This window comes from Litorivita pollutaquae (genome assembly GCF_003205515.1).
Lineage (GTDB): Bacteria > Pseudomonadota > Alphaproteobacteria > Rhodobacterales > Rhodobacteraceae > Litorivita > Litorivita pollutaquae.
Genome location: NZ_KZ826489.1, coordinates 1 through 17,086, shown reverse-complemented (window position 1 = coordinate 17,086; position 17,086 = coordinate 1). Strand labels below are relative to the sequence as shown.

The 17,086-nt window shown below is 59.1% G+C and carries 18 protein-coding genes and 1 tRNA gene; 13 read left to right on the top strand and 6 right to left on the bottom strand.

Going from position 1 to position 17,086, the window contains the following annotated elements; all coding sequences use genetic code 11:
* Nucleotides 1-46: 46 nt before the first annotated feature.
* The 5 genes from DI396_RS13450 (at nt 47) to DI396_RS13430 (ending at nt 6,214) form a co-directional block, all read left to right on the top strand.
* Nucleotides 47-1,387 carry a helix-turn-helix transcriptional regulator gene (locus DI396_RS13450; protein WP_110796728.1) on the top strand — a complete coding sequence of 447 codons (1,341 nt, stop codon included), beginning with the start codon at nt 47-49 and terminating at the stop codon, nt 1,385-1,387.
* A 71-nt stretch (nt 1,388-1,458) separates the two neighbouring features.
* Nucleotides 1,459-1,827 (top strand): response regulator transcription factor, encoded by a 369-nt coding sequence (locus DI396_RS13445; protein WP_110796727.1) that lies wholly within the window; start codon nt 1,459-1,461, stop codon nt 1,825-1,827.
* The gene (locus DI396_RS16785) at nt 1,824-2,204 is read left to right on the top strand and encodes a hypothetical protein (protein WP_235851876.1); all 381 of its coding nucleotides are present in this window, start codon (nt 1,824-1,826) and stop codon (nt 2,202-2,204) included. Before DI396_RS13445 ends, DI396_RS16785 begins: the two co-directional genes overlap by 4 nt.
* Nucleotides 2,205-2,208: 4 nt before the next feature.
* Entirely contained in the window at nt 2,209-4,911 is a 2,703-nt protein-coding gene (locus DI396_RS13435; protein ID WP_110796726.1) for a sensor histidine kinase, read from the top strand.
* Nucleotides 4,912-4,978: 67 nt separating this feature from the next.
* Nucleotides 4,979-6,214 carry a FliM/FliN family flagellar motor switch protein gene (locus DI396_RS13430; RefSeq protein WP_162617228.1) on the top strand — a complete coding sequence of 412 codons (1,236 nt, stop codon included), beginning with the start codon at nt 4,979-4,981 and terminating at the stop codon, nt 6,212-6,214.
* Between the two features lie 99 nt (nt 6,215-6,313).
* On the opposite strand, the gene DI396_RS13425 is transcribed toward DI396_RS13430, so the two are convergent.
* From DI396_RS13425 to DI396_RS13410, 4 genes are all read right to left on the bottom strand, one after another.
* Nucleotides 6,314-6,742, bottom strand: coding sequence for a protein tyrosine phosphatase family protein (locus DI396_RS13425; protein ID WP_110796724.1), 429 nt, complete (start codon nt 6,740-6,742; stop codon nt 6,314-6,316).
* 9 nt (nt 6,743-6,751) lie between these two features.
* On the bottom strand, nt 6,752-7,183 hold the full coding sequence (locus DI396_RS13420; protein ID WP_110796723.1) for a DUF6691 family protein: 432 nt from the start codon (nt 7,181-7,183) through the stop codon (nt 6,752-6,754).
* Nucleotides 7,183-7,608 (bottom strand): YeeE/YedE family protein, encoded by a 426-nt coding sequence (locus DI396_RS13415; protein ID WP_110796722.1) that lies wholly within the window; start codon nt 7,606-7,608, stop codon nt 7,183-7,185. Before DI396_RS13415 ends, DI396_RS13420 begins: the two co-directional genes overlap by 1 nt.
* Nucleotides 7,609-7,723: 115 nt before the next feature.
* Entirely contained in the window at nt 7,724-8,587 is an 864-nt protein-coding gene (locus DI396_RS13410) for an MBL fold metallo-hydrolase (protein ID WP_110796817.1), read from the bottom strand.
* A 130-nt stretch (nt 8,588-8,717) separates the two neighbouring features.
* Between DI396_RS13410 and DI396_RS13405 the strand changes: the two genes are divergently transcribed.
* The 3 genes from DI396_RS13405 to DI396_RS13395 all read left to right on the top strand — a co-directional run bounded on the left by DI396_RS13405 (nt 8,718) and on the right by DI396_RS13395 (nt 11,899).
* Nucleotides 8,718-9,035 carry a TraR/DksA family transcriptional regulator gene (locus DI396_RS13405; protein WP_110796721.1) on the top strand — a complete coding sequence of 106 codons (318 nt, stop codon included), beginning with the start codon at nt 8,718-8,720 and terminating at the stop codon, nt 9,033-9,035.
* 163 nt (nt 9,036-9,198) lie between these two features.
* On the top strand, nt 9,199-9,414 hold the full coding sequence (locus tag DI396_RS13400) for a hypothetical protein (protein ID WP_110796720.1): 216 nt from the start codon (nt 9,199-9,201) through the stop codon (nt 9,412-9,414).
* Between the two features lie 385 nt (nt 9,415-9,799).
* A complete protein-coding gene (locus DI396_RS13395; RefSeq protein WP_110796719.1) occupies nt 9,800-11,899 on the top strand; it encodes an enoyl-CoA hydratase/isomerase family protein in 2,100 nt (699 codons plus the stop codon).
* Nucleotides 11,900-11,947: 48 nt separating this feature from the next.
* Here the strand turns inward: DI396_RS13395 and DI396_RS13390 are convergent, their stop codons facing one another.
* Nucleotides 11,948-12,163, bottom strand: coding sequence for a hypothetical protein (locus DI396_RS13390; protein WP_110796718.1), 216 nt, complete (start codon nt 12,161-12,163; stop codon nt 11,948-11,950).
* Between the two features lie 198 nt (nt 12,164-12,361).
* Between DI396_RS13390 and DI396_RS13385 the strand changes: the two genes are divergently transcribed.
* On the top strand, nt 12,362-12,622 hold the full coding sequence (locus DI396_RS13385) for a DUF2312 domain-containing protein (RefSeq protein WP_110796717.1): 261 nt from the start codon (nt 12,362-12,364) through the stop codon (nt 12,620-12,622).
* Nucleotides 12,623-12,777: 155 nt separating this feature from the next.
* On the opposite strand, the gene DI396_RS13380 is transcribed toward DI396_RS13385, so the two are convergent.
* Nucleotides 12,778-13,653: a hypothetical protein gene (locus tag DI396_RS13380; RefSeq protein ID WP_110796716.1), complete on the bottom strand. Its 876-nt coding sequence runs from the start codon at nt 13,651-13,653 to the stop codon at nt 12,778-12,780.
* 93 nt (nt 13,654-13,746) lie between these two features.
* On the opposite strand from DI396_RS13380, the gene DI396_RS13375 reads away from it, so the two are divergent.
* From DI396_RS13375 to DI396_RS16950, 4 genes are all read left to right on the top strand, one after another.
* Complete coding sequence (locus tag DI396_RS13375) at nt 13,747-15,390, top strand: ABC transporter permease (RefSeq protein ID WP_110796816.1); 1,644 nt, start codon at nt 13,747-13,749, stop codon at nt 15,388-15,390.
* 61 nt (nt 15,391-15,451) lie between these two features.
* Nucleotides 15,452-15,527 (top strand) — tRNA-Thr (locus tag DI396_RS13370).
* Nucleotides 15,528-15,618: 91 nt separating this feature from the next.
* Nucleotides 15,619-16,650: a site-specific integrase gene (locus tag DI396_RS13365; RefSeq protein ID WP_110796715.1), complete on the top strand. Its 1,032-nt coding sequence runs from the start codon at nt 15,619-15,621 to the stop codon at nt 16,648-16,650.
* Nucleotides 16,626-16,943 (top strand): tyrosine-type recombinase/integrase, encoded by a 318-nt coding sequence (locus DI396_RS16950; RefSeq protein ID WP_110796714.1) that lies wholly within the window; start codon nt 16,626-16,628, stop codon nt 16,941-16,943. Before DI396_RS13365 ends, DI396_RS16950 begins: the two co-directional genes overlap by 25 nt.
* Nucleotides 16,944-17,086: the final 143 nt, after the last annotated feature.

Sequence of the window (17,086 nt, the reverse complement as noted above, 5' to 3'; positions counted from 1 at the left end):
GTTTTTCCGCGCCGCAGAAACGTGTTGAAAGCGCAGGGAAAATGCCATGTCGATGTCGACCCTTACCGGAAGCCGTATTCGCGAACGACGATTGATGTTGGGGGTGCGGCAAACGCAACTTGCGGCCTCGGTGAATATCTCGGCGTCTTATCTGAACCTGATTGAACACAACCGCCGCAGAATCGGCGGAAAATTGCTGCGTGATCTGGCGGCGGCTTTGGGCGTCGAACAGGCGCTCTTGTCCGAAGGTGCCGAGGCGGCGTTGATTGCCACATTGCGCGAAGCGGCGGCCACGCCTTTGGGGGCCGCGGCCGAGCGGGATCGCGCCGATGAATTCGCGGGGCGCTTTCCCGGATGGGCGCAATTGGTGATGGGCGCGCATCGGCGGATTGGTGAGTTGGAGCATATCGTCGAAACTCTGACCGACCGATTGGCGCATGATCCGCATTTGGCCGCGTCGATGCATGAGGTGTTGTCGATGGTGACGGCGATCCGGTCGACCGCCGGCATTCTGGCCGACACCCGCGAAATCGAACCGGAATGGCGCGACCGCTTCCATCGGAACCTGAATGAGGATGCGGTGCGATTGGCCGAGGGCGCACAGTCTCTGGTGGCCTATCTCGACCGTGCCGAAGGCGATGAGGCGCGGGCCAGTTCTCCGCAAGATGAAATCGAGGCGTTTTTGCGGGCCCATGATTTTCACTTTTCGGCATTGGAGGCACCGGGCGACCCGCAAGCGACGATTTCCATGTTGATCGACGCCGGGAATTTTGCCTCGGCCTCGCCCCGGGTGATGATGCGGGCGCTTCTGGAGCGCTATGCAGCAGATGCGCAGCGGATGCCGCTCGGCGCGGTTCTGGCCGAGGTTGCGGCAGTGCCACAGATTGATCCGGCGGGCATGGCGCGGCGGTTCGATGTGGATTTGGGCACGGCCATGCGGCGTCTGGCGATGTTGGCGCCGGATCATCTGCCGGTGCCATTGGGCTTGGTGATCTGTGATGCCTCTGGATCGACAACCTTTCGCAAACCGATAGAAGGTTTTCCGTTACCGCGGTTCGGGGGCGCGTGCCCGCTCTGGCCGTTATATTCTGCTTTGGGGCGTCCGATGGCCGCCTTGCATATGCAGGTCCGGCAAAGCGGTCGCGGCGCCGGACAATTTGACACCTATGCGATTGCGCAGCCCATCGGGCCGCAACAGTTTGATGCGCCGATGCTGGTTGAGGCGCATATGTTGATCGTGCCCGAAAAAACGGCGCAAACCGATGTGCCCACGACCGATGCGGGGCAGGTGGAGGGCGTGCGGCAGATCGGGGTCACGTGCCGGATCTGCCCGAGAAAAGACTGTATCGGACGCCGCGAGCCATCCATCATGAGCGAAGAGTTTTGACTTGGTCGCAAAATGTAGTGTTAAGTGAGGATCACAGTTTGAGTTTCACCAAGTTGGGGAGGGGGCGTGAAATGGGCAAACATGTCCTTCTGATTGAAGACGAGCCGAACATCATCGAAGCGATCAGTTTTTTGCTCAACCGCGACGGGTGGCGTGTCGACACCCATTCCAACGGCATAGATGCGGTCGAGGTGGTGCAGGCGAAATCCCCCGATCTTGTCGTGCTTGATGTGATGCTTCCGGGCAAAAGCGGTTACGATATCTTGCGCGAATTGCGTGAAGGGGCCGCGACCTCTGATCTGCCGGTGTTGGTGCTTACGGCCCGCGGGCAAAGCCGCGACCGTGAAATGGCCGAACGCTTCGGGGCCAGCCGGTTTATGACCAAACCCTTCTCGAATGCGGAGGTGTTGGAGGTGGTGCGCGAATTGGTGACCCCGTGAGGCCGCCTTCTGCGCCCCCAGAGGGCCGAGGGCCGGTCTTTTTAGAACGTAAAACCTATCGCGCGCGGCGCTTGATGGACGGGGCGCGGGTGCTTCCGGTGCTCGGGATGGTGTTGTTTCTGTTGCCGGCGCTTTGGCCGCAACCGGTTGCCGAAATTGCGACCTCTGGCGGTGATGCGGCGGCGGGGGGCGGCCTGTCCGCAGGGCCGGTCGAAACCTCGGCGGCGATGCTTTATGTCTTTGGAATTTGGGCGCTCCTGATCCTTGTCTCTGTCGTAATGGCACGCGGATTGGCACGGGCAGAGTTCATCGGAGCGGCGCAGGCCGGCAAGACAGGCAGCGGCGCGGGCGCGGTTCGCGCAGGGCAAGAGGACTGAGGTGATGCTCAATCTGTTGGTGGCGGTCTGCCTTGCCTATGTGGCGTTTCTGTTTCTTGTGGCCTTTGGCGCAGAACGCGCGGCGGAACGCGGGCGCAGTGCGTTTTTGCGCTCGCCCTGGGTCTATACTTTGTCGCTTTCGATCTATTGTTCCGCATGGACGTTTTACGGCGCGGTGGGATCGGCGGCACGCAACGGATTGGAATATGTGGCAATCTATATCGGCCCGACCATCGTTATGGTGGGATGGTGGTGGGTGCTGCGCAAAATCGTGCGGATCGGACGGCAGCAAAGGATCACCTCGGTCGCGGATCTGATTTCTTCACGGTATGGCAAATCCAATCTGTTGGCGGTGTTTGTGACTCTTTTGTCGGTGATCGGCACCACGCCTTATATTGCGCTGCAATTGCAATCCGTGACGTTGAGTTTCGCCAGCTTCGCCGGTGAGGACAGCGCTGCGGCCCTGCCCAGTGAGCAATCGACGGCCTTTTGGGTGGCATTGGGATTGTCGTTGTTCACCGTGGTTTTCGGCACCCGCAATTTGGATGCGAACGAGCGCCACCACGGCGTGGTGATGGCGATTGCGGTTGAGGCGGTGGTCAAGCTATGCGCGCTTTTGGCGGTCGGGATTTTCGTGGTTTGGGGATTGGGCGGTGGCATTGGTCCCGTGATGGCACGGATCAACGCGTCAGAGATCGGCGTGTGGCAGGTCAATAGCGGACGTTGGACCGGGTTGATCTTGGTGTCGGCTGCGGCGTTTTTGTGCCTGCCCCGGATGTTTCAGGTACTCGTGGTCGAGAATGAGGACGAAAGCTACCTGCGTCTCGCCTCATGGGCGTTTCCGACCTATTTGATGTTGATGAGCCTCTTTGTTCTGCCAATTGCGGTGATCGGATTGGAGGTGGTGCCGAAGGGGTCGAATCCAGATCTTTTCGTGCTGACGCTGCCCTTGGCCGAAGGGCGCGATGGGCTGGCGCTCTTGTCGTTTTTAGGGGGGTTCTCATCGGCCACCTCGATGGTGATTGTCGCCTCGATTGCCCTGTCGACGATGGTGTCGAACCATGTGGTGATGCCGATTTGGTTGATGATGACAGGGGGCGGTGCGACCGTATCCGGCGACGTGCGCCATGTGGTGTTGTTGGCCCGGCGGATTTCGATCGTGGGCGTGGTTTTCCTTGGCTATCTGTATTTCCGCATGTCCGGCGGCGGCACGGCCTTGGCGGCCATCGGCATCGTGTCCTTTGCGGGGGTGGCGCAGTTTTTGCCGGCGCTTTTGGGCGGCATTTTCTGGCGCGGGGCGACGCGGATCGGCGCGATGATCGGCATTTCCGTTGGCTTTTTTGTGTGGGCCTATGTGATGTTCTTGCCCAGCTTCGGGGTCGGCGTGGCGCTCAGCGAGACGATTTTCAACGAGGGGCTGTTTGGCCTGTCTTGGCTGCGGCCCTATGCGCTATTCGGCATCGAGGGATTGGATCCATTGGTGCATGCGGTGATGTGGTCGATGGGGCTGAATTTGACCGGCTTTGTGATCGGATCTCTGGTCAGCTTCCCGCAGCCGTTGGAACGGCTGCAAGGTATGCAATTTGTCAATGCCCTGGACGATGCGCAAAACAACCGTGGTTGGTCGGTTGGCGCGGCGCAAAGTGAAGACCTCATGGTCATGTCACAACGTATTCTGGGCGCGACCCAGGCGCAAAAATTGTTCCAAGAGCAGGCCGAAGGGCAAGGTCTGGCGGGGTATCTTCCTGAACCCACATCAGAATTCCTGCAACATCTGGAACGCGAATTGTCCGGATCGGTTGGCGCGGCAACGGCGCATGCGATGGTGGCACAGATCGTCGGCGGTGCGATGGTTTCGGTCGAAGATCTGATGGCCGTGGCAGATGAAACCGCGCAGATGATGGAATATTCCAGCCAACTGGAGGCGAAATCAGGCGAGCTGACCCGCACGGCGCGGCAATTGCGCCAAGCCAATGACAAGCTGACCCAGCTTTCGGTGCAAAAGGACGCATTCTTGAGCCAGATCAGCCATGAATTACGCACTCCGATGACCTCGATCCGTGCCTTTTCGGAAATCCTGCGGGACACTGAGGGGCTGACCGAGGCCGAGAAGGCAAAATATTCCTCGATCATCCATGACGAGACGCTTCGTTTGACGCGGCTGTTGGATGATCTCCTTGATCTAAGCGTGTTGGAAAATGGTTTGGGGAGCCTTAATCTGGCGCATGGGCGGCTTGGTGATGTGATTGACCATGCGCTCGTGGCGGCGGGAGTGAATGGGGCGGGCCAAGGCGCGCGCCTGCGCGTCACGCGCAGCTTGGCGCAGGAAAGCGTGATGATCGAAACCGATCTGGATCGTTTGGCACAGGTGTTCATCAACCTGATCGCCAATGTCCAAAAATATTGCGACGCGGAGGCCCCGCATCTGGATATCCGCACGGAACGCAGCGGCGATAGCGTCGTGGTGGATTTCATCGACAATGGCAGTGGTATCCCCCGCGAGGTGCAAGCGATCATTTTTGAAAAATTTTGGCGCCTTGCAGAGCAAAAAGCCGGCGGCGCCGGGCTTGGATTGGCGATTTGCCGCAAGATCATGGTGCGGTTGGGCGGCACGATCTTCTATCTGCCGGGGCAGGGCGGGGCGGCCTTTCGTGTGACGGTGCCGTTGGAAAATGTTGAAGTTGGCGGGATTTCTGCACTGCAATAAAGGCCAAGTTAACCAAATCAACGATAGGTTGCTTACAAATGGATCCGCGAAAGGCGGTGTGAGGGGTATGGCAGAAGCTCGTTCAAATGCAGTTTTACGGCGCAAGGCAAGCGCAGCGCGCGAGGTGTATCAATCTCGTGCGATGTCGCTTGGCAAGGCGATCCGTATGGCTTTGGCAAAATCGGCGGACGAGTTGTTTGATATGCCTTTGGCTGTGACGGGCGTCGAACATCAGGTGTTCCAGCAAGATGCCCTGCCAGCAGCAATGTCGAACGAATCGCTTTTGGTCTTGCTCGACGGGCCTGATGGCGCGCGCGGCGTGGTCAGCTTTGATGTTCAAACGCTTGCCGCCTTGATCGAGGTGCAAACCACCGGACGCGTGGTGCCCAAACCTGCCGATCCGCGCGCCCCAACGCCAACCGACGCAGCGATGGTTGCGCCTTTGGTTGATGATGTGCTTGACCGGTTTGCCGAGAACCTCGCCGAAGAGGAGCAAGGCTATTGGACCTGCGGGTATCGTTTCGGCGTAAGGTTGGAAAATTTAAGGATGATGGAATTGGCGTTGGAAGCGCCGGATTTCAATTTGATCCGTCTGAATCTGGATTTGTTTTCCGGCGCCAAACAAGGTGAGATGGTCATCGTATTGCCGGTCGTGGAAAAACCGCGCATCCCCTTGGCCGAGGGCGAGAAAATGCCTGACATCGGCGCGCTGTTGAGCGAAGCTTTGATGAAGATTCCGGCGCAGATTGATGCTGTCCTATGCCGTGTGACCCTGCCCCTGTCGGCGGTGGGCAAGCTTAAAGTGGGGGATTGTTTGCCGATCGAGCGCGATGCGCTCAGCGATACGATTCTCGAAGTCGGCAAAAAACATAAGCTGGCCGAAAGCCGGTTGGGGCAGATGAACGGTTTTCGTGCGGTGCGATTGATGATGGATGTGCCGGAAGGGGTGCAGTTGTCGGTGCCGGAAGATGTCGTGGCGATGGCGGGTGAGTTCGAGAAAAGCGTCGCGGCCCCTGTGGCGGCGAAGGCGTCCTTACCTGACATGGCGGGCGGAACTGACAGGGGGAATGGTGGGGGTGGTCGCGAACCGGCGGGCGATGATTTGCCCGACCTGAGCGATCTCCCTGATCTCAGTGGCGGTGATTTGCCGGACCTCAGCGATCTTGGCGGTCTTGATATGCAACCGCAGAGCGACGCGCCGGATCTGGGAGAGTTGCCGGATCTGGGCGATCTACCTGATCTGGGTGACCTGCCGGATTTCAGTGATTTGCCGGATCTGGCGGATTTGCCTGCTTTGGATTAACGCAACACGTGAACACCCCGCCATAAGGTTCTGTATATAAAAGAAACACGCGCATTTTATCTGCGCGTGTTTCTGTGTCTCTACCGTTGTTGTCGGGGCTCATTTACCTGCGGCGATTGCCTCAAGCGTTGGGCGTAGCCCTTCGAGTTGATATCCGGCCTTGGCGGTGGCGGCGAGGATGTCATCGGTGCTCATTTCGCCCGCCTGCATCAACGACCAAATCACCGAACAGCGGGTGCCAGACGCGCAATAGGCCAACACGGGACCTTCGGAGTTTGTCATCGCATTTTTTTGCGCCGCGATGTTGTCGGGGGTCATGGTTTGATGCGTCAAGGGGATGACATGGAAGGCCAGCCCGGCCGCAGCGGCGGCCTTGGCCATTGCATCGGTTTGCAGCGCCGGCGGGTTTTCCGCATCGGGCCGGTTGCAGATAACGGCGGTATAACCGGCCGCCTTGAGCGTGGCAAAATCTTGCGGCTCGATCTGCGGCGCGACGGAATAGCGGGGGGTGATGTTGCGAATATCCATAGACATGCTTTATTCCGCCGCGCCCATGCTGTCCAGACGTGCGCGTAGCATCGGGGCCAATGCCATACCGCCGAGCATCGCAACGACAAAGACCACGCCAGCGGTGCCGTTATAGCTCAGCGAGGCGATGGCCGGACCGGGGCACAGCCCCGCCAATCCCCACCCGAGGCCAAAGAGCACAGAGCCAATCGCAAGATTGCGGTCGACTTCGGCAACGGGCGGCGGCGGGAATGTCCCTCCGGTCAGTGGCCGCGATCCACGGGTGAGGCGCCATGCGACCATCATCGGCAAGATTGCCCCGCCCATCACGAAGGCGAGCGTCGGATCCCATGCACCAAAGACATCCAGCCATCCCTGCACCTTTGCGGTGTCGGTCATGCCGGAGATAAACAAGCCAGAGCCAAAGAGGCCACCGGCAATCAATGCGACCAGAAGTTTCATCAGATTACTCCCAATATGTGGCGGAAGAACACGACGGACAGGCCGCCTGCGAGGATGTAGAAAACCGTGGCGGTGATGCCGCGCAGCGACAATCGCGAGATGCCGCACACCCCGTGGCCCGAGGTGCAGCCATTGGCAATGCGGGTGCCGATCCCGACCAGGAGTCCCGCAGCGATCAACACAATATAGTTGTTGGTGACGTGGGTGTCGGTGTCGGAAAAGAAGGGCATAAGCACCAGCGGCATCACCAGAACACCGATCAAAAAGGCAATGCGTTCCTTCCCGGTGGACCAGCCGGATTTATCGACCAACCCGCCGATGATGCCGCTGGCCCCCATGATGCGCCCGTTGCCCAAAAGGTAGGTCGCCCCGCCCAGCCCGATGAGCAAGCCACCGGCCAGCCCCCAGATCCAATCCATTTCCATATCGTGTTTCCTGTTTTTGTTTGTCCGACCGCAACAGCATGGCAGGGCGGAAGAGGGGTCATTCCCACCCTTGCATATCAGGCAGGAGGCGGGAGCGACGATGGCGCAGGGCCTGTCAAAGTTTGTTCACCGGCACCTTGAGAAATACGTCACCTTTTTCATCCGGTTCGGGCATATTGCCGGCCCGCATATTCACCTGCAGTGACGGAATGATCAGCTTGGGCATGTCCAAAGTGGCGTCGCGCGCATCGCGCATTTTGACAAATGCCTCTTTGCTTTTGCCTGCACCGACGTGAATGTTGGCGGCTTTTTGTTCCCCCACGGTGGTTTCCCATGCGTATTGGTCGCGGCCCGGCGCTTTGTAATCATGGCCAACGAAAATACGGGTTTCGTCCGGCAGGGAGAGGATCTTTTGCACCGAATTATACAGCGTCTCGGACGAACCGCCGGGAAAATCACAGCGCGCGGTGCCGAAGTCCGGCATGAACAAAGTATCGCCAACAAAGGCCGCATCGCCCACCACATAGGTTAGGCAAGCGGGCGTGTGGCCCGGGGTATGGAGCACGTCGCCGCGCAACTGCCCGATGTGAAAGCTGTCGCCTTCGACAAAAAGCTGATCAAATTGCGAGCCATCGCGTTGAAACTCCGTGCCTTCGTTGAACACTTTGCCGAAGGTGTCTTGCACGATGGTGATGCGGTCGCCGATGCCGATCTTGCCGCCGAGATGCTCTTGCAGATAGGGCGCGGCCGAGAGGTGGTCGGCGTGCACATGGCTTTCCAAAAGCCACTGCACTTCAAGATTATGCTGCTTCACATAGTCGATGATCGCATCGGCCGACCGGGTGTCGGTCCGGCCAGAGGAGTAATCAAAATCGAGCACACTGTCGACCACCGCGCAGGCGCTGCCTTCTGGATCCTTGACCACATAGGAAATTGTGTTCGTGGCTTCATCGAAAAACGCTATAACGTCAGGTTTCATGGGATAATCCTCCGTTTCAACAGACATATATTGTTAATTGCATGTGTTGCAAGCCCTGATCCATTGATGTGGGTCAAAGTTTCGCTGTCGCGGTTGTGTCATACTATTTTTGTATCGAGGAGAGATAGCTATGAATGCCATTCAACACCCGAAAGCGCGTCTTTTGGCCCGACTTAAAGAGCTGGACGGACGCTTGCATGCGGTCGAGGCCGAACTGGAAGAACCGCATTCCAAAGACTGGGATGACATGGCCATCGAACGCGAGGGCGATGAGGTGCTTGAGGGGCTTGGCGAGGCGGGCGCGCAAGAGATCTTGCGTATTCGGGCGGCGTTGCAGCGGCTCCGCGACGGCACGTTTGGTGAATGTGTGCGCTGCGGTGAGCAGATTTCCGCTGCGCGTCTGGAGGTGTTGCCCGACACGCCATACTGTAAAAACTGTGCCGCATAAAGCGGGCGAGGTGATGGGCGCGGCGGCCGATGGCGATCTTTCTGATCGGTTCGGGTGCCCAATGACATAGTGACGGGCCGTGCAACAGGTCCAGCATCGGCTTGCGGCGGCGTGTTCTGTTGCCAGAGCCAAATTCAAGGCCATATCCAAAAAGGAGAGACCCATGAAGACCCCTACATTTGACGCGCAAATCGAGACGTTGGAAGCTGCTGTGGAGGCTGCGGATGCGCAAACCCGCGTGGCGCTGCAGTCCAAGGTGCATGCCTTGGTTTGCGAGATGAGGCGTCAGGGCGTCGAGGTGCCCGCGCATCTCAGTCATATCGATTGCGAATTGACCGACGAGGCCGTCGAAGCCCAATTTGATAACCTGCCGGTCTGATCGGTCGAAGCGCCGGTGTCCGGAACCCTGCGCGGAACGTGCAAAGACCGGCCCCGTTGTTAGGGGGCCGGTTTCGCCATGGAGGGGGGCAGCCGCATCCGTGGCCCAAAATCCATTCGCGGCGCCCGGCGTTTTTGCAAAACACGCGCCCCGATCCTCGTTTCGACACAGGATTTGCCTGTGTCGCCGCCTGTTTTGGCCCAGAACTGTTGCATTAACGATTCCTTTCTCTGTTGATTTCAGGGCGGGGGGCTACGTGCGCTTGCCTTGATTTATCGTCTGCGTAGACTTGCCGGAAAATGTCGCAAGCCGCAAAAGAAGCGGTGGGCAGCACGCGCCGCTTTTGATCGGGCCGCGTCAATGATGCTGCCGGTCAGGAGGGGAAATGTCGGGTCTGTTGTCCTATCAATGCCGCGATGGGGTGGCGATTTTGACCATTCAGAATCCGCCGGTGAATGCGCTTACCCTCGGGGTGCGCAAGGGGCTGATGCTTGGGGTTGAACATGCGCTGGGCGATGAGACGGCGCGCGCGGTTGTGATCCACGGAAACAGCGCGGGGGGCGAAGGGCAATTCAGCGCCGGTATCGATCTGTCCGAATATGACCATCCGCTCCGTGCCCCTTGGTTGGCCGGGGTTTGCAGCCTGATCGAGCAAAGCTCCAAGCCGGTTGTTGCGGTTCTGGAAGGGCGCGTGTTGGGCGCGGCGTTTGAATTGGCGCTGGCCTGTCACGGGCGGGTGGCCGGGGCGCAGGCGCGCATCGGCTTGCCCGATATTGCGCTTGGATTGTCGACCGGATCGGGGGGGGCAACGCGTGCGGCGCGTCTGGCGGGCGCCGGAGCGGCGCTTGATCTGTTGTTGACCGGCGGTGTGATTGGGGCGGCCTCTCCCGAGGCACAGCCGTTTGTGGATCAGGTGACCAAAACCGATCCAATGGAGGCCGCGATTGAGTTTGCCAAAACACTCGCGGCGACCGGCGGCTTTGTTGCGGCCAGCGCGCGCGAGGATGGCGTTGCCGATCCGGCAGGGTATATCGCGGCGGTGCGGGGCGCGCGCGCCGGATTTGACAGCGCAGGCGAGGATGACCCCGCTGCCGGGGCGTTGATCGCGGCGGTGGAGGCGGCACAGCTTTTGCCGTCCGAGGCGGCGCTGGCGTTTGAAGCGGCGCAATTCGACGATGTTGTGAGCGGGGCGCGCTCTGCCAGTTTGCGACACCTATATGCCGCCGAGCGCCGCGCTGCGGGCCACATTTCCCATACCACAGGACCGACCATCACCACGTTGTCCATTGTCGGGCGTGGTGCGGCGGCGGCCGGGGTGGCGGTGGCGGCTCTGGATGCGGGCATGCAGGTGATCCTGGTTGACCCTGGCCGTGCGGCGCAAGAGGTGCAAAAAACCGGCGGCGACATTACCCGCATTTATGGCGCCGCCGTGCAAGCCGGGCGATTGGCCTCGCAGGCGCGCCAAGACCGGCTTGAACGGCTCAAGATATCGGATGATCCGGCGGTGATGCGCGCTGGGGACATCGCCGTGTTGATCCCGATTGGCGGCGATGACGGCGCAGCATTGGTGACGGAGGCTTGCCAGCATATGCCTGAAGGGCGGACCATCGTGACGCTTGGCCGAACCCCCGACGGGTTTGGCGATGCGGTCGGCGCGCGGTCGGCGGATCTGGTCGGGGTGTTGTTTGACCGCGCCGCGCATCTTTGCATGATGGGAGAACTGGCCGTTCCGCAGGGCACTGCGCCCGATGCCGAAGCCGGTGCGGTTGGGCTTTTACGCCGTATGCATAAGATCGCGGTGGGCACGCGGGGGGACTTGTTCTTGAGCCAGGCTTTGCTGCTTGGGTTGCGCCGCGCGGGTGATGAAATGTTGGCGCTTGGTGTCTCGCCCTATGCCATCGATACCGCGCTGCGCGCGGCGGGCATCGGGCAGGGGATCTACGCCGGACTCGACGCGGCAGGATTGCGGGCGGCGGCCTATCTGGCCGAGAGCGCAGCAGAAGAGGGCGGCGCGCAGGCGGCCGTCAGCCCGCTTCAGAACGCATTGATTGCCGCCGACCGTTTGGGGCATTCAACCGGTGCCGGGTTTTACCGCTATGAAGGCGGCATGGCGCAACCCGACGGAGAGGTGCTTGATCTGCACCGGGCACTGTTGGCGCAAGACGATGCGGCGCCGACACAGATGCCCGCAGCGCAGATCGTGGCCCGCGCCGAGGCGGCTTTGGTGCTCACCGCCGCGCGGCTGTTGCAAAGTGGTGCGGCTTTGGCAGCGGGGGATTTGGATGTGGTATCGGTGCGCGCGCTTGGCTATCGCCGCGCGTTGGGCGGGCCGTTGCATCATGCCAATACACGCGGTGTCTACCGGGTCGCTGCTGACATGCGCCGTTTTGCCAAAATGGCCCGCCGCCCGCAGGATCAAGCGTTCTGGGCGCCCTGCGATCTCTTGGTGGATATGGTCAAAAACGGCCGCCGTTTCGAGGCATGAGATTGCCAAGCTAACCGGCAGCATTGCTATGCTTTCGGGACCGATGTGTCAGGCGAGGAAAATCCCGATCACCACCATCATCAACCCGATAACAGAGAGGAACAAAGCCCCGAGGTTGAGCGGGATGACCCGCTGGATGGCATTGCGCAACTCTTCGTCTGACAGATTGGCGCGACGGGCGGCGCTGACCCGCAAGATGCTGGCCACAAGCCCGACCAATCCCACCAATGAGACAGCTGCCCCGATCCAGATCAATGCTCCCATGAGATGTGCCTTTCCTGATGCCTGTGCGTCGCCTTAAGTCGGTCTGCTTTCGCTTTGCCTGCGGTAATCCAAGCCCGCTTGAGTTGCAAGGCGCAGGGGCGCGATTTTGAGCCTGCGCGGCAATGCGGGCCTTGCAGGGCGCGGGCGGCGGCGCTACTGAGGGGACCGAAACCGGTCGAACCTGACGGAGCCCCTGATATGAATGATATGAATTCCGACGCCAGCTACCGCGTCACCGCCGATGAGCTACGCCAGTTTATCGAGCGCATCGAACGCCTTGATGCCGAAAAAAAAGACCTCGCCGAGCAGCAAAAAGAAGTGATGGCCGAAGCCAAAGGGCGCGGTTACGACACCAAAGTCATGCGCAAGGTTATCGCATTGCGCAAGCGCGAACCCGATGACATCGCCGAAGAAGAAGCCGTCCTTGAGATGTACAAGGAAGCGCTGGGCATGTCCTGAACGGAGACGGCATGATATCTGCTGGAACGCGCTCCATCGGGGCGCGTTTTCTTTTGGGGTAACGAAGTGCAGGGCTCTCTTGCGCATCTTGGAATGCGAGCCGCTGCCTTTCTGCTTTCCCGAAATATCCTCGCCGAAGGCATGAAGCCAGCCCGTCAGGGCAAAATCACCTCGACGCCCGGGATACGCTGGATGGCAAAAAGATCGTCTTCATATTGCTCGGTCAATTGCGCGATCAGATCCGCGTCAAATCCGGGAAGATCGACGACCTCTTCAATGGCGTCTTCCTTGGCGAATTTGTCCAAAAACGCCGAAATCACCCGGCGGATTTGAATTTCGCTCATGTCAGGATGGTCCTTGAGGTAGGCGCGAAACCTTAGCAGCCCTTCTTTGGACATGATCGAGGCCAAAATCTCGTAACCACCCTTGATCCCTTGAGAGGGTGCAAGCCCGGCAATATCGCGGATCACTTGTGACCAGATCAGCGGCGTATCCTCGTTGCACCAAACCGTTACCGGGATATTGGGCAAAGCCTCGCGGATATCGCCGATCAGGTCGGACCAGAACAGCACGCGCGGATCGGTGCCTTCGAGAAAATCGTTAAAATCCGTGTTTTTGGAGCGTTCGAATGCCGCCGGAAGAAAGGTGGCCGGGTTGCATATCGCGAGGAAGAGTTCCACGTCGTCACTGGCGAATAGCTCTTGCAGACGCTCCAGTTTGCGCACGGCATGGGGATAAAAATGACCGCCAGAGACCGCCATTGTCGGCACGCCGAAGAAATTTTCATTCGACAGGATCACGCGGTTGGCGACCTCATCGTCCAAAATTGCATCGAGCAGGATGTCGCGCGCATCCGCCGAGGCCCGCCCCATGGGAACGGCGGCACTGGCTTCGCGTAAAAGCTTGCGATACAGGCTGGGTTTCGGCGCTACGGACCCCACGGACGCGAGCGTGTCACGATTGCGGATCAGGCATTTCACCAGCCGGTTGCCATCGGTGCAATGTGCGCCAGCATGAATGACGAGCTGCATAGGGGGATCTGTTCCGTTTCATTGTTTACCGGTAGGATAATATACGCTCTTTTCTGGACAGTTAAACCGGTTTCGGGCAGGGATAAGATAATGATGAAAACCCTATCTATTTTACCTGCGCTGCGCGCGCCAAGCCCGTGGTCTATCGGTGCCTTTGCCATTGCGACCGTGGTTTTGGCCCCGATCCTATCGGTGGTGTGGATTGCGCTGAACCCGACCGAAAATATTTGGCCGCATTTGTTGTCGACGACCTTGCCGCGGTATCTTTGGACGACCTTGCAATTGATGTGCGGCGTGGGGGTGTTGGCGGGGACCGTCGGCACCGGAGCCGCGTGGCTCATCGCGCGCTATGAGTTTCCCTTGTCACGCTGGCTGGAATGGCTGTTGCTGTTGCCCTTGGCGATCCCTGCCTATGTGGGGGCCTATGCTTTGGTGGATTTTCTTGAATATGCCGGTCCGGTGCAAAGCGGGCTGCGGGCCATCTTTGGGTGGCAATCGGCGCGCGATTATGCCTTTCCTGAAATCCGTTCGCTTGGGGCGGCGGTGATTGTTTTGGCGGCCTCGCTCTATCCCTATGTTTATCTTTTGGCACGCGCGGCGTTTCGCGAACAATCTGCCACCGGTGAAGAGGTCGCCATGTCCTTGGGTCAAAACGCGCCGCAACGGTTCTGGCGCGTGGCGTTGCCTTTGGCGCGGCCGGCGATCGCGGCGGGTTTGGCGATCGTGATGATGGAGACGGTAAATGATTTCGGCACGGTGGATTACTTCGCGGTGCAAACCCTGACAGCAGGGATTTTCTCGGTCTGGTTGGATGGCAACAATGCCGGCGGTGCGGCGCAAATCGCCTCTGTGGTATTGGTCCTGGTGGTGTTTCTTGTCGGTTTGGAGAAAGCATCGCGCCGAAAAAGCCGGTTTTTCTCGACCACCTCTAAACACCGCCCGCTGGGCAAATTGCGCCTGACGGGCGGGGCAGGGATGATTGCGATGCTGGCCTGTTTGCTGCCCTTCGCGGTTGGTTTTGTTCTGCCGGCCGGGGTGATTTTAAGCCATGCATTGAGCAATGCCGCCCGTTGGGCCGATCCGGCCTTGATCTCTGCCCTGCGCAATACGGTCTTTGTGGGGGGCGTTGCCGCGAGCCTCACAGTCCTGGCGGGGGTGTTCATGGTCTATGGCGTGCGCCTGTCCGGGCGGCGGTTGCCGCGACTTTTGTTGCCGGTGACCACCATCGGATATGCCGCCCCCGGCGCAGTTTTGGGGGTCGGGATATTGGTCCCGCTGGCGGTCATCGACAACCGGCTTGCGGATGCGATCGAGGCACTGACCGGCGTTGACATCGGCCTTGTGCTGACCGGCTCTGCCTTTGCTTTGGTTTTGGCCTATTGCGTGCGGTTCTTTGCCATCGCTCAAGGCGCGGCCGATGCCGCCATGGGCCGGGTGCCCCCGAGCCTGCCGATGGCAGCGCGTAGCCTTGGCCGCAGTCAGGGCGCGACTCTGCGCGAGGTATATTACCCGCTGATCCGGGGGTCGGTCGCCTCGGCGCTTTTGCTGGTCTTTGTCGATTGTGTGAAGGAATTGCCCGCAACGCTTCTGCTGCGCCCGTTCAACTATGATACATTGGCGACCCGTGTGCATGATCAAGCCAGCCTCGAGAACCTCGGAGACGCTGCTCCGGCTGCTATCTTGGTGATCCTCGTCGGTCTCGCCGCCGTGGGTTTTCTGGCGCGTGCGAACCGTTAAGATGGTCTGCTTGAAAAAGAGGCTTGCCAGCCCCGAATACAGGCAGTAAATGACCCCTCAAGCCCCTATAGCTCAGCTGGTAGAGCAACTGATTTGTAATCAGTAGGTCCGCGGTTCGAGTCCGTGTGGGGGCACCATTTCACTCTAAGAAACCCTTTATTTCCTTGATTGTAAGGCGTTACGCTGTCTATCACGACACACGCAGCGACACACTTCGAGGACACAAAGATGGCCCTAAGCACCAAAATCAAACATGTAGATAAGCGGCCCAACGGGGTTTTGCGGTTCAGAAGGCGATTCCCGAAAGATGTTGCTGAGGCACTCGGTGAACCTGCATTGCAGGTGCATATTAAGAACCGCGAGGGCCTTGCCTTTCACCGAGAGTATCAGGCCATCATACAGGAGTTTGATCGGATAGTGTCTGAGGTCCGCAGTCGCATCGCAGGCAAGGACACGAGATCACCAATCGAAAGATGGCATGAAGCACTTCTTAAGCGTGAAGAGTTGGTGTCTGAGACCGTAGGCCTTGAGGACGACCCAGAGTTTGCAGCAAGGGAGATCGCTAGGGGCCTCTCTGAGCAGTCCAATACCGACCCCCTGCTTTTGAAAGCACTCGTGAACCCGAATGCTGATGCGCCTAAGCTGTCATTGCAGGACGCCAAGAATATGTATGCTCGTGATAAGCGCATGGCTGACAATGAGGTTGTCCGCCTTGACCGCATTACACGTCGCCTCGAGAAAGCCATTGGGGCGCTCGATAAGGTAGCCCTCGAGGAGCTGCGAAGAGATCACGGTAGGCGCTACATGGACCTGATGCTTAAGGAGACCAAAATAGATGGTCAGTCACTGTCCGTCGCCACATGCGCTAAGGAGAGCAAGATCATCGCTGCCATGGTCAACCATGCAATGCGTGAAGGCGACATTGATACCAAGAACCCTTTTGTTGGTTTGCCTTGGCCCAAAGACAATGGCCCCAAAGTGAACAAGAAGCTGCCCCTGCCAGATGATTTGATCATAACCGTCGAAAAGCGGCTCAAGGAAGGTCGAACCAAAGAGCTTCCAGTGATGTGGCGATTGTTGAAAGGGACGGGTATGCGGCTCGGTGAAGTCGCTGGGCTTGCACATGAAGACATAATTCTCGACGCAGAGATGCCTCACATTCTTGTCCGCCCCAATAGCATCCGCGATCTCAAGACAGCTTCCAGCAATCGCTCAGTTCCTCTTACGGGGATGCCCTGTATGCCGCTGAGGAAGCTCTGAAGAGTGCTCGCGTTGGAGACCCAGTCTTTACTCGTTATGCTCGTGTTAGGGGCGCTGACGCGGCCTCTGCTGCCTTAATGAAGGCTGTCCGTGCGGAAACCAAAGACAAGCGCCTTACTGTGCATGGTCTGAGACACCGCGTATCGGACAAACTGAGAGATGCAGGGGCACCTGTAGAGGTCCGCCATGGCTTTTTAGGGCATTCGTCGACGGCCATCGCCGAGAGCACCTATGGGTCTCCTAGAGCGCGACTGATTGAGTTCGCAAAGTGGGCTGAGAAGGCCGAACTTTAACGTGCTTTCTACCAACTGGACCTGTCACGCTTTTGTGCCGCTCCAAGTGCTCGTTTAAGCCACTTTCCGTTCAAAAGCGACCGGGCTTTTCCAGCCTAATGCTGAGTGTCGGCGGCGCGGATTGTAGAACCCGTTAATGCATT

What these genes read in the sequence shown, in the direction of transcription:
- DI396_RS13450 (WP_110796728.1), top strand. Translation starts at nt 47, where the DNA reads ATGTCGATGTCGACCCTTACCGGAAGCCGTATTCGCGAACGACGATTG.
- DI396_RS13445 (WP_110796727.1), top strand. Translation starts at nt 1,459, where the DNA reads ATGGGCAAACATGTCCTTCTGATTGAAGACGAGCCGAACATCATCGAA.
- DI396_RS13435 (WP_110796726.1), top strand. Translation starts at nt 2,209, where the DNA reads ATGCTCAATCTGTTGGTGGCGGTCTGCCTTGCCTATGTGGCGTTTCTG.
- DI396_RS13430 (WP_162617228.1), top strand. Translation starts at nt 4,979, where the DNA reads ATGGCAGAAGCTCGTTCAAATGCAGTTTTACGGCGCAAGGCAAGCGCA.
- DI396_RS13425 (WP_110796724.1), bottom strand. Translation starts at nt 6,742, where the DNA reads ATGGATATTCGCAACATCACCCCCCGCTATTCCGTCGCGCCGCAGATC.
- DI396_RS13420 (WP_110796723.1), bottom strand. Translation starts at nt 7,183, where the DNA reads ATGAAACTTCTGGTCGCATTGATTGCCGGTGGCCTCTTTGGCTCTGGC.
- DI396_RS13415 (WP_110796722.1), bottom strand. Translation starts at nt 7,608, where the DNA reads ATGGAAATGGATTGGATCTGGGGGCTGGCCGGTGGCTTGCTCATCGGG.
- DI396_RS13410 (WP_110796817.1), bottom strand. Translation starts at nt 8,587, where the DNA reads ATGAAACCTGACGTTATAGCGTTTTTCGATGAAGCCACGAACACAATT.
- DI396_RS13405 (WP_110796721.1), top strand. Translation starts at nt 8,718, where the DNA reads ATGAATGCCATTCAACACCCGAAAGCGCGTCTTTTGGCCCGACTTAAA.
- DI396_RS13400 (WP_110796720.1), top strand. Translation starts at nt 9,199, where the DNA reads ATGAAGACCCCTACATTTGACGCGCAAATCGAGACGTTGGAAGCTGCT.
- DI396_RS13395 (WP_110796719.1), top strand. Translation starts at nt 9,800, where the DNA reads ATGTCGGGTCTGTTGTCCTATCAATGCCGCGATGGGGTGGCGATTTTG.
- DI396_RS13390 (WP_110796718.1), bottom strand. Translation starts at nt 12,163, where the DNA reads ATGGGAGCATTGATCTGGATCGGGGCAGCTGTCTCATTGGTGGGATTG.
- DI396_RS13385 (WP_110796717.1), top strand. Translation starts at nt 12,362, where the DNA reads ATGAATGATATGAATTCCGACGCCAGCTACCGCGTCACCGCCGATGAG.
- DI396_RS13380 (WP_110796716.1), bottom strand. Translation starts at nt 13,653, where the DNA reads ATGCAGCTCGTCATTCATGCTGGCGCACATTGCACCGATGGCAACCGG.
- DI396_RS13375 (WP_110796816.1), top strand. Translation starts at nt 13,747, where the DNA reads ATGAAAACCCTATCTATTTTACCTGCGCTGCGCGCGCCAAGCCCGTGG.
- DI396_RS13365 (WP_110796715.1), top strand. Translation starts at nt 15,619, where the DNA reads ATGGCCCTAAGCACCAAAATCAAACATGTAGATAAGCGGCCCAACGGG.